The 14,142-nt window shown below is 71.1% G+C and carries 12 protein-coding genes; all 12 read right to left on the bottom strand.

Annotated elements, in window-relative coordinates; all coding sequences use genetic code 11:
• Positions 1-423 precede the first annotated feature (423 nt).
• Complete coding sequence (locus AAGI91_16530; GenBank protein ID MEM1044216.1) at positions 424-1,539, bottom strand: hypothetical protein; 1,116 nt, start codon at positions 1,537-1,539, stop codon at positions 424-426.
• 165 nt (positions 1,540-1,704) lie between these two features.
• The gene (locus AAGI91_16525) at positions 1,705-2,661 is read right to left on the bottom strand and encodes a DUF6166 domain-containing protein (GenBank protein ID MEM1044215.1); all 957 of its coding nucleotides are present in this window, start codon (positions 2,659-2,661) and stop codon (positions 1,705-1,707) included.
• 203 nt (positions 2,662-2,864) lie between these two features.
• Positions 2,865-3,335, bottom strand: a complete 471-nt coding sequence (locus AAGI91_16520; GenBank protein ID MEM1044214.1) for a hypothetical protein — start codon at positions 3,333-3,335, stop codon at positions 2,865-2,867.
• Positions 3,336-3,473: 138 nt separating this feature from the next.
• Positions 3,474-6,920 (bottom strand): strawberry notch family protein, encoded by a 3,447-nt coding sequence (locus AAGI91_16515; GenBank protein ID MEM1044213.1) that lies wholly within the window; start codon positions 6,918-6,920, stop codon positions 3,474-3,476.
• Positions 6,921-7,227: 307 nt separating this feature from the next.
• The gene (locus AAGI91_16510; GenBank protein ID MEM1044212.1) at positions 7,228-8,004 is read right to left on the bottom strand and encodes an FkbM family methyltransferase; all 777 of its coding nucleotides are present in this window, start codon (positions 8,002-8,004) and stop codon (positions 7,228-7,230) included.
• Positions 8,005-8,141: 137 nt separating this feature from the next.
• Positions 8,142-9,257, bottom strand: coding sequence for an acyltransferase (locus AAGI91_16505; GenBank protein MEM1044211.1), 1,116 nt, complete (start codon positions 9,255-9,257; stop codon positions 8,142-8,144).
• A gap of 73 nt (positions 9,258-9,330) precedes the next feature.
• A complete protein-coding gene (locus AAGI91_16500; GenBank protein MEM1044210.1) occupies positions 9,331-9,759 on the bottom strand; it encodes a hypothetical protein in 429 nt (142 codons plus the stop codon).
• Complete coding sequence (locus AAGI91_16495) at positions 9,756-10,415, bottom strand: methyltransferase domain-containing protein (GenBank protein MEM1044209.1); 660 nt, start codon at positions 10,413-10,415, stop codon at positions 9,756-9,758. Before AAGI91_16495 ends, AAGI91_16500 begins: the two co-directional genes overlap by 4 nt.
• Entirely contained in the window at positions 10,408-10,659 is a 252-nt protein-coding gene (locus AAGI91_16490) for a hypothetical protein (protein MEM1044208.1), read from the bottom strand. Before AAGI91_16490 ends, AAGI91_16495 begins: the two co-directional genes overlap by 8 nt.
• 4 nt (positions 10,660-10,663) lie before the next feature.
• Positions 10,664-11,164 (bottom strand): cupredoxin domain-containing protein, encoded by a 501-nt coding sequence (locus AAGI91_16485; protein ID MEM1044207.1) that lies wholly within the window; start codon positions 11,162-11,164, stop codon positions 10,664-10,666.
• Positions 11,161-12,000 (bottom strand): M23 family metallopeptidase, encoded by an 840-nt coding sequence (locus AAGI91_16480; GenBank protein ID MEM1044206.1) that lies wholly within the window; start codon positions 11,998-12,000, stop codon positions 11,161-11,163. The genes AAGI91_16485 and AAGI91_16480 overlap by 4 nt, the downstream gene beginning before the upstream one ends.
• A partial coding sequence (locus AAGI91_16475; protein MEM1044205.1) for an efflux RND transporter permease subunit occupies positions 11,997-14,142 on the bottom strand: 2,146 nt, incomplete at its 5' end. The genes AAGI91_16475 and AAGI91_16480, both read right to left, overlap by 4 nt.

The raw sequence follows: 14,142 nt of genomic DNA, 5'->3' as shown, positions 1-14,142 counted from the left end.
TGCTCTTCCGATCTCCCGAGTGGTCCCCGCTAGCCAGCGGCCACACCGCCAGCAGGCGTAAGGCCGGACAGCGCCGCTCGCCGGCGCGCTTCGGGTCAAAGGGCCGCCCCGGCCCGCGGTGGAGCGCCCCCGCGCGGAGCGACCGTCGGAAAACCCCGGGCGGCGAAGACGCCCGCCTTGGGGGTTTTCTGTCGCAGCGCGAGCACGGGGCGAACGACCTTGACGCTGTCCGGCCGTCGCCTAGATTGCCAGAAACCGCTGCCAACACCCCGCCCCCTCCTGCCGACGCCGACCGAGCGGCGTCGGCAGGGTCTCACGTCGGCGCCCCGCGCCGTCCGTCCCTGCATCTTCTGCCTCTGGCGCATCCCGCGCCGCCACGCGCACCGACGGCGGCACGCGGGCGACACAGGATGCCTCTGGCGGTCACTCGCCCGTTCTCTGGGCACACCGATCCTCGTAGAACCGGTGGTAGCAGAACGCCGCGACCCGCCGGAGTTCGGCGTCGCGGTACCGATTCCAGGCGTCGGGCGAGAGCCCGGACCCGGCAGCACTCAGCGCCGCGCTCGCCTGGAAGTCACCGAAGAGCCGCGCCGCGATGTGGAGGTCTGCGTCCCGCTGGTGTCGCTCGGCGATGGCTCCGCGCATCCAGTCGTGGAGATCGTCCACCTGGCGCTCGGTCAGCCGCAGGGCGGCGTCGAGGCAGGCGTGGTGGCGCACGACGCGCCGGGTGTGGTCCAGCATCTCCGCCTTCCGCATCGAGGAATAGAACCGGTCCCCGAACTGCGCCCACAGCCCGATCCCGAAGCGGTTGACGACGTCCGCCAGTTTCGCCTTCGTGAGTCCGGGCAGCAGGGTCCAGACGGCGTCCAGGCGGACGTCCGGGAGGTCACACCCTGCCGACCCTGCCGTAGTGCCCTCGGTAGCGGCCTCTGGCGTGACCTCCGGCGCGTCGTCTTCCGAGCAAGAGGTCACTCTCAGCGAGACCGCCTCCTCAGGTGCAGCCAGACCGTCTCCCGAAACGGCGGCAGTGGGGTCGGCACTCGGGTCGTTGTCCAGGAGTCCGATCTCGGCCACTTGGCGACGGGCCTCGGCCCAGATGTGCCGGTGGGAGATCCCGCGCTTCGAGAGCACGCGCCGCTGGCGCTCGCCGTAGCCCGCCGCCGACGAGTCGGCCTGGCGGTCGCAGAGCGCGATGAAGTCGGCCTTCGTGCGGAGCCGGTGGAAGCGGCCGGGGCACCGGTGGGCCTCGTGGAGCTGGCGGAACGCTTCGAAGAGGCGCCACTGGCGCGCGAACCCTCGGAGACGCTTGCTCGCGCGACCCGGGACGCGCGCGTCGTCGGGCGTCTCGCGGAGCCGTTCGACGAGCGACTCGGCCGCCTCTCGCGTCTCGTCGGCCCACGCCGCGAGACGCTCGGCCGTCTGGGCGTTCCGGCCCGTGACGCGCTTCGGGAACGGGTCGTCGGGCAGGACAGGGGTCGAGAACGCGAGAGCGATGTCGGCCAGCAGCCGACGCTTCGCCTCGGCTCTCTGTTCGGGCATGGGACGTGAGTCCTCAAGGCGTGCAGCCTGTGCTGCGTCTGCTTGACGTGTGGGCATGGGAATACCGTGCTTGGGATGTGAGGCGGCGTCCGACCGGGTGCCGGGGCCGCTCCTCGCCACTGCGAGCGGCCCCGGTCCGAGGCCTCCGGCGCCGAATCGGCCGTCTCAGCAGGTGCTCCCCCGTGCTCTCTCGACCCACCCTCGGACGTCGGCTGCGCGAAGCACGCCGCCGTCCTCGGGCACCGAGGCGATGACCTCGTGCTTGAACCGGTGGTAGAGCGCGTTCGCCGCCTTCTCGTCGGTGAGCGCGAGGAGCACGCTCAGCGCGAGGTCCGCAGGGCCGGACCCGCCGTAGCCCCATTCGATGCCCGTTGGCGAATGCCGAGCGGCGTGGGGAACCGAGGCGTGGGCCTCCCCTTCGAGGGTGCGCCACAGGACGACGTCTTCCGCGTCGCCCGTCAGCGCCTTGTACTCGGGAAGTACAGGGATGCCGATAGGCCGAGCCTCACCCGGCACGACGAGACGGAGCGGGCTCCGGCCGTCCACGAGCGGCGCCGTCGGGGCGCCGTCTCCGCCCGCGCCGCTAGCGGCGTCGGCCAGTCGATGTATGGCTTCCCCGACGTGACCGAAGGCGATGTTGCACCCGAGCCGGTAGCCACGGCCCCTTCCATCGCCTGTGACGCGCGACAGGTACACCGTGAGCCCGAACGGGATGAGCGGGCAGACCCACCCGAGGTGCTTGGACTGGACGAGCCCGAGCGGCGCGCCGTCGTGACGCGCCAGCAGGCCGTCCTCGACCGCGTCGAGGTCGAGCGCCGCCCACCGGACTCCGTCGCTCGCGAGCGTGCGGAGCTTCGGCTGGTGCCGCGAGGTGCCAGTGAGCTTCGAGGGCACGGCCAGGCTCGACGCGCCCCTCTGGACGCTGAACGCGCAGGCGCCGAAGGCCTTCGCCGTCAGCGTGCCGGGCTTCATCCGAGTGTGCTCGGTCGCGAGCACCAGCCACCGCTCGGCCTCGTGCGCGATCTGGCGCGCGTGGACATCGGCGGCGGGGATGTGTGTCCCGGCCTGTGTACGGATACCGTTCTGTCGGCTCGAACGATGAGCGAGTGCATGAGTCGTCATGGGGATCGGGGCCTCCCCCGGTCTTGGGTGGTGCGCCGCGCCCCCTATGGGCGCGGTCGCGGTGGACGAGCGGACGGCTGCGGTCCCTGGAGGACCGCGTCCCGCCGCTCGCGGCAAGACCCGCGAGGGGCCTCGTGCCTGATGGCTTCAGGTCGGCCCCGAAGCCGTACCCTTGTGCCGCAATGGCGGGCTAGGGACGGCGACTAGAACGGCATCCAGTCGTCGGCCCCGACCGCCTCGGGCGGCGACTGGATGGACATGGCGTCCGGCTCCTCGTCGAGGTCAGGGGTTGGCTCGCAGGCACCGAGTGCGGCCTCGGCTCGCGCGTGGGCTCGCGGGTCGCAGACGGCCGACGGCAGGCCCGCCCCCGCGTCGTCGTAGCCCACGAGGTAGCTCTCCAGGTCGTGGCCGTACTGGCGCTCGAACCACCGGCCGTAGGCCCATGCGCTCGCGTGGTGGGTTCGCCAGGTGAGCCCGGCGAACCGGAGCGGCGTCATGTGGTGACGGAGGCACCTCGCCTCAGCGTCCCACGTGACCCGCGAGCCCGTGAGGTAGACCCACTCGGTCATCGGACGCTCGCAGTACCCGTCGGCGAGGCAGGCTCCGTAGCCCGCCTGGTACGACGCCTCGAAGTGCGCGTCGACATCGGGCTCGGGCTGACACCGGCAGAGCAATCGGTTGCACCCGTGACAGAAGTCGCCAGGGCCGGGCATGGATCTCGACATGAGTCTCGGAAAAGAGGATTTCCGAGCGACCTCCGGCCGAGTGTCGGGGCCGCTCTACGCCATCGCAGAGCGGCCCCGGCGACGGGCTCAGGCTGCGCGCCTCGCGCCGTAGCGAGCAGCATCTTGGATTTCGACCACGGGCCGGTGCTCCGTCACCGCCCTGAGGACTTCCGCTGCTCTCTCGCCCGTCGGGACGAAGAACCGGGTACGGAAGGCGTGGACCTCCGCGAAGACCCCGTCGGCCTCCAGTTCGCGCATGGCGGAGTAGTCCGGCCCCACGAGCTCGATCCGAGGCTCGTTCGCCACGCGGCGCACGCGGAGCTGCCAGCCGTTGGCGAGGTCAGCCTCGGCGCCAGCCATGAGGCGCTCCGCCAGCATCTCGGGTGTGATGTCCACGCGGTCGCCCGCGGCACCGAGAGCCTTGAGCGTCGCGCTCAGGTGCTCCGGCATGACGGCCCGGCCGATCATGCGCTCGCCCGCTGGGCCGTGGTCCCCGGCCACGGTAGTCTGTGCTCGGTAGATCCTCGGGTGCCCGGCGATCCGGTCCCAGATGGGGAGGATGGTCCCCGTCACGAGGTGGATGGGCTCGGTGGTGAACTCGGGCGCGGCGTTGACGCCTGCGGCCCACAGCCGCTTCGCCTCGTCCGTCGGAATAGGCTGGTGGACTCCAGACGGACCGTCGGCGGTCCGCTTCCCTCTCGGGTTCAGGTCCGTCTCGTCCATAAGTCGGTTCGACCGCACACCTACCCTGCGAAGCCTGCCGACGATGCGTCCGGTCTCCGTGGTTCGGCTCCCCGCCCGGAAGAGCGCGTAGGGCTGATCGCTCCGGCGGTTCTGCACGAATCCGATCCACTGCCCGAGCTGCTGCGCTTTCTTCGCGAGGAGCCAGATGTCCTCCCACGACGTGATCTCCGTCCGCCGCGTGAGTTCGAGCGTCACGACCTGCGTGGTCGCCCCGGAGCGCTCGTGCGTGTAGACGAGCCGCTCGTCGGTCTTGACCACGCGCTCGGCCCGGATCGTCTCGACGCCCACGTCGAGCGTGCCCGCCTCTCGCGCCGCCTCAGTAGCCTCTTCGAGGTAGCCGTACCACGAGTCGAACACAGCATCCATCGCGCCCGTCTGGAGCGAGAGGAGCCGGTTCAAAAACTTCGGCACCTCGGGGACCGCGCCCACGTTGAGTTGACCGTCCTGGTCCAGGACCTTGATGCCCATTTGCTCCTCCACAAGCGTCGGCGTGACGCCCGAGGCGACCGCCCGGCCCTCGCCCCGGTAGAGGTCCACGAACCAGTTGTGCAGGCTGGCCCGCGAGAGCGGCGTCTCCAGGTTGAACTCGGACGACAGGAGCCCCTGGCTGGCCGTCTGCCGCTGGCCCTTCGTGAGCGCCCCGAGCTGGTCGAGCCGCCGTGCGATGGTGGAGAGGAAGCGGCGCTGAGCCTTGAGGTTGGTCGTAACAAGCACGAGCTCCGGGGGGCACGCCTGGTTGGCGCGGTGGACCCGGCCCATGCCCTGCACGCACCGCGCGCTCGACCACCCCGGCTCGACGCAGTAGAGGACTCGGCGCTGCTGGTTCTTGGCCGCAAGGTCCGAGTGGTAGCTCCGGCCGGTCCCCCCGGCTTGGCTGAACACGAGCACGCGGCGCTTGCCCGCCATGAACTCGTCGGCCTCGGCGTTGCAGGTGCGGCGTGTCCGACGCTCCTCGACGACCTGCTCAATGCCATTGACGGTCTTAGTGACGAACCGCCGTCCCCGGCCGGTCACCTCGGCCACGGCGTCGGGTCCGAAGTGGGCCACGACTTGGTCGAGCACGCCGTGGGGCACGGACACCGCCCCCACCTCCAGCATCAGTCGGTCTCTCACGGCCACAGCCTCTCGTGACTGTACGAAGTCCCCGGCTGCGTTCTTGACGGGCCGCGAGCGCACGCGCCCGTCGTCGTCGAGGTATTCCTCGTAGAGGGTGGTCGGGAAGCTGGCCTCGACAAACTGCAAGAGCTGGTCTCTCGGCGTCACGTCGAGGTCCCGGAGGTCGTCGCCGTTCTTGACGGCCTTCGCGTAGGCCCGTTCCGTCGCCGCCTCCATCGTGGACACCAACTGCACCACGCAGCTCTCGCCCGCCGCCAACCGCGCTTCCATGTCGCGGATCAGGCTTGGCGCGCTCATCGACACGAGCACGTGAAGGAAGAACCGCTGGTGGGCGCCCCAGAACTGGCTGTAGGCTGCGGCCCGCGCCCGGCCGCACTTGTCGGCCTTGGTGACTTCGAGCGCGTCCTGGATGTTGCGGAGGACGACTTGCCACGCCTGGGCGCAGCGGTCGTAGGTCTGGGCCTGGTGCGGCTCCAAGTCGTGGACGAGCGTGCGGTAGTCGACGCCATCGTAGGAGACACTCCGGGCGAGGTAGAGCCCCATCGACTTGAGGTCCTTGGCGACCAACTCCATCGCCGCGATCCCGCCCGCGCTGACTTTCTCGACGAACGCCTCGACGGTCGGGAACGGGGTGCCGCGACCCCAGAGCCCGAGGCGGGCGGCGTAGGCGAGGTTGGCCACCTCGGTGGCCCCGGTCGCGCTCGCATAGACGATGCGCGCGTCAGGGAGCCGGTCTTGCAGATCTACGACGGCCAGTGCCCGCTGGGATGCCTTGCGAATGCCCCTGGCGCCCGCTGTGTCAAGGGCTGCACTGGCGTTGTGCGACTCGTCGTAGACGATGACGCCCTCGAACTCGGACTCCTCTCCCCTACCCGAGAGCCAGGCGATGACCTGCTCCAGCCGGTCGATGCCGGACTCCACGCCGTCGCGTTCGCGGGGCTTGCCCTTGAGGGTGTCGTAGCTCGCGAAGCAGATGCCTTCCGCTCGCTGGATGGGTCCTTTGCAAGCACCCAGGTCGAAGACGAAGTCCACCGGGCCGCCGAGCGCGGTCCAGTCGCGGACGGCGTCGCGCATGAGGTTGCGGTTCTCGGACACCCAGAGCGCCCGGCGGCGGCCCTGGAGCACGTTGTCGAGGATGATCGCCGCAGATTGGCGGCCTTTCCCCACTCCGGTTCCGTCACCGAGAAAGAACCCCTGTCTCGGTCCAGCCTCCTCCCCGCTGCCCGGAAGGTGCTCGGCGTGCGCCGCGCCCGCGCGCGACACGGTTTCGAGCTGTGCGTCCGAGAGGATGCCCTGAGCCACGAGGTGCTCGGGCAACGTCGGGCGATAGTCGCTCTGCGGCGCGCTGGCCGCCGCCATCGCGGACGACTCGACGAGCCGCGTCGGGTGCGGGCACGCGCCGGGGACCCGAACGCTCGGGCGATAGGCGTCGAACACGGACGCTGTAAGCGCGCCGGTCTGGGCTGCCACACCGGCGGTTCCGACCGCCAGAGGCTGGGCGTTCACGAAGGGCCACGCTGAGGTGGGCTGTCGGATCGGGTGAACCTCGGCCCGCGGCTTGCGGAGAGCCGTGCCCAGGTGGGCGATCTTGGGTGCGAGGAGGGCGAAGAGGTCGAGCTGCTCGACCGGGTTGTTCGTCGCCCGTGAGGCGACGTGAGATGCAGAGGGAGCCACGGGTTATCCAGTTGGCTGATGGTGCGGAGCCACGGCCCGGGACACTCCCCGGTGGGCTCCGGCCCGCCGCGTTGACGGGCTCGCCCATCGGCCCGGCATCGCGGCTGGCCGCACTCGTCCTCACCCTCCTTAACCCCCAAGCCCCTTTCATACAGCGGAGTATTTTTCCAATCAGCGGAGCCTTTGGATCAGCCGGGTCCCCCCCTTTTAATCTGCCGCGATGGCGAACGACCTAGGGGGCTGTGATCCGTCGCGAACACAGATCGAGAAAGTAGATGCCGGTCTTACCGATCCAGGAGGCTCGCAGCTAGACCCGGCGGGCCGAAACGCGGCGTCCACGACTGCGGTGCCGGGTCAAGAGATCGGTGTGAACGAATGAATAATCGTGGCCCAGGTCCGACACAGCGAAGAGGCGGTAACCGGCAGCGTACATCTGCGAGCGAAGTCGCCGAGTGCGCTCGGTGAGTGCGCGCCGCTCCGACATGGTCCCAAGAAAATGGTGAACTTCGACGAGCACCTGCCCGATGTCCAACTCACTGGCGAGCACATCCTCGATCACGTCGTACTCCGCACCCTCTATATCCATTTTGAGAACGTCGATGTAGGTGTGGCCACGCTCGGCCATCAGCGTCCCGATACGCCTCACCGGCAGCCAAGCGGTCTCCTTGCCCGTCGTGGCGTGCCCTCCAATGGCCGCAGACATCTCGACCTCAGGGTTCTCCGGGAGGAAGAACTTGGCGTCGCCGTCGGCGCCCGCCACACCAACGGGCGTGAAGCGGAACGCGGTGGACAACTCCTGCTCCTCGACCCAGGCAACCGAGTGGGGCGTCGGGTCGAAGGCCTCCACCTGCACGCCGTATGCTGCGATCAGTTCGATGTCGAACGAGATGTCCTCTCCTACGCCGGCCGAGTAGACCACGCTGTCAGGGCCGAGGGGCTCGCCCCAGACACCGAACGAGCCGTACTCGGAGCCGAGCCACAAAACGGGCAGCGCGACCTCGCGGCGCGCCGCGAGGTCCATGCCGAGCACGGTGTAGACGCTGCGGCGGACAATGCGGGCGTAGCGGCGGACGATGCGAGTCATCGAAGAGATACTGGTTCGCGATTGTTAACGACCTGGCGTCTGGATCGAGAGCCAGGTCGTCACGGCTCTCCGTCGTCCAGTTGCTGAGAGCGCCGGCATCGTTGGCGACGCCAGTTTGAAGCGACGGCCTGCATGCGTCAGGCATGTTTGGATTCGTGGATCTCACCGTACCCAGACGCGAGGGCGGGCGAGGGCACGTCGGAGCGCCGGGGGGCCAGGCGTCGCCGGAGGCGGAGCGTCGGGCGCTCGACCACGTGGTAGAACGCGGCGCCGACGGCCCCGACGGCGACGAGCGACGCCACGACGTGGACCGCTACGGGGACACTCGGAAAAGAGTCGATGACGAGCCGCCGGTACACGTCGAGGGCGACCGTATGCGTCATGTAGACGCTGTACGACGTGAGCGCGGCGCCGCGGACGAAGGACGAGGCGGCGAACACGACGGGGCGCCGGTCGGCGAGGACGACGACGACGGCCAGGAAGGCGACGGCCACGCCCGAGTACGCGAACCGGTTGGCGACGTCGGGCGGAAGCCAGGGGATTGAGGCGACGAACGCGAGGCCGGGGAGCGCGAGCGCCCGCCCCGATCGTCGGAGCCGGGGCCAGAGCTCGGGCCTCCGGTAGTACACGTGGGCCGCAGCGACGCCGAGCGCGAGCCCTTCGAGCCGCATGTGGGTCGCCGTGTAGTGCAGGCCCCACGGCGAAGCGCCATCGGGGACCGTGAGCACGCGGGCCACGAGCGAGAGGAGCGCCGCGGCGCCGAGCGCGAGCGGCACGCCGCCTCGCACGCGCCGCGCGAGTCCGAGCACAAGCGGGAGCCCGAGGTAGAAGTGCTCCTCGATGCAGAGCGACCAGCTCACGCCCCAGTACGGCATCCCGGTGTAGTTCTGGGCGAACACGAGGTAGCGCCAGTCGAACGGGTCCGCGTCGGCCGTGAACACGTCGCGGAGGCCCCAGACGACGACGAGCGCGATGAGGTAGGGCGGGATGGTGCGGAGCCAGCGCCGCGCCCAGAACCGGCCGACCTCGACATCGCCGTAACGGCCGAGCTCGCGCCAGTAGAGCCCGCCGACGAGCCAGCCTGAGAGCACGAAAAAGAGGTCGACGCCGATCCATCCCGACTCGAACACGCGGGCCGCTCCGGGACCGACATCGAGGATGCCCTCGCCGACCATGTTGACGGGGACGACGAGCGCGATAGCGACGGCGCGGAGCAGGTCGAGGTTGGCGACGCGCGAGGCGGCGGCGTCCATACGCGGTTCGGGGGGAGCGCGGAAGGTGCTCCGGGCTCCCTGTGCCGAACCTGTCCGTCGCCTTAAATCCTTGTCAGGTAGTCATATCCCTGCGTTTCGCCGCCCACGCCGACAGGGCTGGCAACGCCGTCACCTGGGCGATGGGGAGCAGGCCGACGTCGTAGCCGGCCACGCGGACTGTCGGCATCCGGTCGGTGTAGCGCCAGAGGCCGAGGCGCTGCGCGGCCCATTCGAGTCCGACGGCCGCCACGAACCCGACGCCTACAAGTGCGGCGGTCCCGGCGGGCGAAAGACGCCGGACGGGCTGGCGGCCGACGAGGCGCTCGGCGACGGCCGACACCCCGAAGTTGATCGCGACGTCGCCGGCGGTGGCCGCCGCCATGAGCGCGTCGTGCTTGGACTCCGGCAGGCCCGTCATGTCGTAGAACGGGGGGCACTGGGCATACTCCCAGGCGCCGTGAAGGGCGGCGGACCAAAGAGCGAAGCGGGTGTTGCGTGTCATGGGAGTGGGGGTGCGCCGGCGCCGAGGTAGACGCCGCCAAAGAAGAACGAGCGGTCGGTGTCTATGGGCGCGTGGCGGTAGAGCGCGGGGCGGAGGTCGCGGCGGGCCATCTCCCACGTCTCGCCGAGCGGGGCGGCGACGGCGAACGCCGCCCGCTGGACGAGCCCCGGCCAGCGGCGGGGGATGCGGAAGTCGAGTACGGCGATTCGCCCACCCTCGGCGAGAGATCCGACGGCGCGCGCGATGACGGCCTCGGGGTCCGGCATCATCGAGAGCGAGAACGTGGCGAGGACGCGGTCGGGCGTGCCGAGGTCGGCCAACCGCGCGTCGGCATGTACCAGCTCGACCTGGGGCAGCCCGCGCGTCCGCTGGCGGGCGCGGCCGAGGGCGCCCGAGGAGACGTCGAGGCCGACGACACGCCCCTGCTCCCCCACGGCGCGGGCGAGGAGCGGGAGGTTGCGGCCCGTCCCACACCCGACGTCGAGGACAGTCTGGCCAGGGCGGACGCCGAGCGCCCTGACGGCGTGGCGCCGGTAGGCGCCAGACCGGAAGCCGACCCCGGCGAGGGCCGCGAGCGCGAGGTCGTACCCCCTCGCCGTCCGGTCGTAGACCGCTCGGACGCGGTCGGTCCAGGGGTCGGGGGCTGCGTCAGGCATCGCCAGAGGCGTCGGTGAGGAGCCCGGCGAGGACGGCACGGTCCCGCTCAAGCGTGGCGGTTTGGGCCTCGACCGCCACGAGCCGGGCCTCTGCGCGCTGGCGGACGGCGCGGCGCACCGCGCCGAGTGGGGCCGTCACCAGCGCGTCGGGGACGGGGAGCCCGAGCGCGTGGGCCGCCGTCAGCAGGCGGTCCCGCTCGGCGACATCGGAGGCGCTCGGTTCTGGGTGGTCGTCCGGTCTCACGGGCCTAGGAGGCGATCGCAATCGTGCCCCGCTGCATGTCCATGCCGCAGACGAACTCGACCTCGCCAGCCTCCGCCGGCGTGAACTCGACGGCGACGGGCTCGCCGAGGGGGAGGTCCGTGGTCGGGACGTCGTAGGCCGGGATCGTGATCTGGGACGAGCACTCGCCCTCGACGGTCCGCGTGAAGACGAGGCGGGCGGGGACGCCGGCCTCGAGGGCGATCTGGCGGGGTTGGTAGCCCATCCGCCCGGCCTCGATCTCGATGACCTGGACGCCGTCGACCATCTCGGGCGAGGCGGCCTCTCCGTCGGCGGAGGCAATGTGCTCGTGCTCGGCGCCATCCATCTCGGTGCCGTCGGGCATGGTGTGCGTCTCGCCGGTGGCCTCGGCGACTGTCTCGGGCGTGTCGGGTCGCTCGTCCGCGCCGTCGGCGCAGGCGGCGAGGGTGAGCGGGGCGGCGAGGAGAACCGCGAGGGCGGTGCGGCGGGGGAAAGAGCGGGTCATGGTGCTTGGGGTGTTGAGGAGTGAATCGCGGGGAGCGAGGGGTAGTCGGGGAGGACGAGGTCGGGGAGTTCGGACCCGGCGGCGTCAGCGTCTGCACGGGCGGTGTCCGCGGTCGTGGCGTCCGGCACAGGCGGCGGGGGTGGCGAAGGAGCGTCGGAGGCGCGTGAGGCGCGGCCCGTCCACAGGGGCCCGCTCTCACGCGCGTGGGGGAGGCGGACGACGAGGGCCGGGTCGAGCGGGCGGCCGTCGGCGTCGCGGACCTCGAAGTGGAGGTGGGCGCCGGTCGAAACGCCGTCGCGCCCGGGGCGTCCCCCGCTGGCGCCGAGGGCGACGCCGCGCGCGACACGGAGCCCGGGCCGGAGCGCGGCGTCGACAGAAGCCAGGTGGGCGTAGCGCGTACGGACGGGCGAGCCGGGTCCCCTCCTTCCGATCCCGTTCGGGTGGTCGACCTCGACGACGAGCCCGTAGCCGCGCTGGCGGCCGACGCTCCGGATCGTACCCGGCGCGACGGTCCACACGGCCGTACCGGCGGGGACCGCGATGTCGACGCCGTTGTGGTGGCGCACGAGGCCCGAGACGGGATGGACGCGCGGGCCGAACGGCGAGCTCACGGGACCCTGCACCGGCCCCATCGGCAGACGGCGCGTGACCGGGGCCTCTGGCGGCAGACCTTCTCGCGGCGCGCCATCGACGCGCGGCGCCGGGGCCTCCGCCAAAGGTGGGACCGGGGCCTCTGGCGGGGACCCGAGCGCTCGGTCCTGCGAGGTCAGGCGCTCGGCGGTGAAGCCCGAGACGAGGAGGGCAGCCACGACGGCCGCAGTGCGGAGCGGCGTCATGGCGCGGGCGGGGCGTCGTGAGCGCGGGCCTCTGGCGCCCGAGGCTCGAGCGCGAGGTCGCCAGAGGCCGGGAGGCTGTCGCCACCGGCCTCGTCGCGGAGCTGGCGGCGGAGGCGGCGGCCCTGGACGACGGCGTAGAGCGCCGGGATCATGATGAGCGTGTGGACCGTCGAGGTCACGAGCCCGCCGACCATCGGCGCGGCGATCCGCTGCATGATTTCGGCGCCCGTCCCAGTCCCGATCATGGCTGGGGTCAAGCCCAGGATCGTCGTGAAGACGGTCATCAGCTTCGGCCGGACGCGGTCGACGGCGCCCTCCTCCAGGGCCGCCTTCAGGCGCGGGACGCTCGTGAGCCACCCGCGCTCGCGGTAGCGCGCGACGGCCTCGTCGAGGTAGACGTGCATCACCACGCCGGTCTCGGCCGCAAGACCTGCTACCGCAATCATCCCGACGCCGACGGCGATCGAGAAGTTGAACCCGAGCGCGAGCATGAGCCAGACGGCGCCGACGACCGCGAACGGGAGCGGGATCATCAAGAGCAGCGCCTCCTCCGCGCTCCGGAAGTGGAGGAACAGGAGGAGGAACACGACGGCGAGCGTGATCGGGACGAGGACCGCGAGGCGGCGGTTGGCCCGCTCCATGTACTCGTACTGCCCGCTCCACCGGATCGAGTAGCCGGGGGGCAAGTCCACGGCCGCCTCGACCGCCGCGCGGGCGTCCTGGACGTACGTCCCGACGTCGGCGCCTTCGTCCAGGTCGACGTAGACCCAGGCGTTGGGGCGGGCGTTCTCGGATTTCACCATCGGCGGCCCGTCGACGAACTGGAACGTCGCCAGCTCGCCGAGCGGGACCTGGGCGCCGCCGGGCGTCGGCACGAGCACCTGGCGGAGCGCCGGGAGGTCGTCGCGGAGGCCGCGCGGGTAGCGGACGTTGACGCCGTAGCGCTCGAGCCCCTCGACGGTCGTCGTGACGGTCATGCCACCGACGGCCGCCTGGAGCACGTCCTGGACGTCGCCCGACGTGAGCCCGTAGCGGGCGGCGGCGAACCGGTCGACCTCGACGTCGAGGAAGCTCCCGCCCATGACCCGCTCTGCGAAGGCGCTCCGCGTGCCCGGCAGCGCCGAGACCGCCCGCTCGACCTGCTGGCCGAGCCGCTCCAGCGTCTCCAGGTCCTCGCCGGCGATCTTGACCCCGACCGGCGTGCGGATGCCGGTCGCGAGCATGTCGATCCGCGTCTTGATCGGCATGGTCCAGGCGTTCGTGAGGCCGGGAAACCGGATGGCCGCGTCGAACGCCCGCGTGAGGCTGTCGCGGTCGACGCCGTCGCGCCACTCGCTCTCGGGCCGGAGAATGATCGTCGTCTCGAGCATCGAGAGCGGGGCCGGGTCCGTCGCCGTCTCGGCGCGGCCGGCCTTGCCGAACACGCGCTCGACCTCGGGGAAGGTGGCGAGGATGCGGTTCGTCTGCTGAAGGACCTCCTTCGCTTCCTGAGGGGACACCCCGGGGAGCGTCGTCGGCATGTAGAGCATGTCGCCCTCCCACAAGGGCGGCATGAACTCGGACCCGATCTGGGGGAACGGCACGTAGGTCTCGCCCAGGAGAAGCCGCTGGACTGGGAGAAGTGTCGCGAACAGGAGCGAGAACCCCACCAGCAGCACGGCCTTCGGGTGACGGAGCGTTCCGCGGATGACGGGCCGGTAGGCCCGGAGGAAGACGCGGGCGACGGGGTTCTGGGCCTCGCTCCGGATCTTGCCCTTGACGAACGCGACCATGAGCGCCGGGACGAGCGTGACCGCGAGCACCGAGGCCGCCGCCATCGAGAACGTCTTCGTGAGCGCGAGCGGCCGGAAGAGGCGGCCCTCGACCTGCTCGAGCGTGAAGACCGGCAGGAAGCTCACCGTCACGATCAGGAGCGCGAAGAACAGCGACGGCCCGACCTCCTTGGCCGCCTCGATGACCGCACGGACGCGCTCCGAGTCCGCCAGCGCGGGCGGGTCGCCCGAGGGCGCGGCGCCGTCGCCCGCCCCGCCCGCGGCGCGCTTGGCCTCGCGCGCCCGCTCGATGTGCTTGTGGGCGTTCTCCACCATGACGAGCGAGGCGTCGACCATCACGCCGATGGCGATGGCGATCCCGCCCAGGCTC

Source organism: Bacteroidota bacterium, from assembly GCA_038746285.1.
In the GTDB taxonomy this organism is placed as follows: domain Bacteria; phylum Bacteroidota; class Rhodothermia; order Rhodothermales; family JANQRZ01; genus JANQRZ01.
The sequence above is the reverse complement of the archived record's forward strand: the minus strand, read 5'-3'. Positions and strand labels throughout refer to the sequence as shown.

Excerpts from the sequence above, each read along its gene's own strand:
- AAGI91_16480 (MEM1044206.1), bottom strand. The coding sequence starts at position 12,000 with ATGACGCCGCTCCGCACTGCGGCCGTCGTGGCTGCCCTCCTCGTCTCG.
- AAGI91_16510 (MEM1044212.1), bottom strand. The coding sequence starts at position 8,004 with ATGACTCGCATCGTCCGCCGCTACGCCCGCATTGTCCGCCGCAGCGTC.
- AAGI91_16525 (MEM1044215.1), bottom strand. The coding sequence starts at position 2,661 with ATGACGACTCATGCACTCGCTCATCGTTCGAGCCGACAGAACGGTATC.
- AAGI91_16495 (MEM1044209.1), bottom strand. The coding sequence starts at position 10,415 with ATGCCTGACGCAGCCCCCGACCCCTGGACCGACCGCGTCCGAGCGGTC.
- AAGI91_16530 (MEM1044216.1), bottom strand. The coding sequence starts at position 1,539 with ATGCCCGAACAGAGAGCCGAGGCGAAGCGTCGGCTGCTGGCCGACATC.
- AAGI91_16485 (MEM1044207.1), bottom strand. The coding sequence starts at position 11,164 with ATGACCCGCTCTTTCCCCCGCCGCACCGCCCTCGCGGTTCTCCTCGCC.
- AAGI91_16500 (MEM1044210.1), bottom strand. The coding sequence starts at position 9,759 with ATGACACGCAACACCCGCTTCGCTCTTTGGTCCGCCGCCCTTCACGGC.
- AAGI91_16505 (MEM1044211.1), bottom strand. The coding sequence starts at position 9,257 with ATGGACGCCGCCGCCTCGCGCGTCGCCAACCTCGACCTGCTCCGCGCC.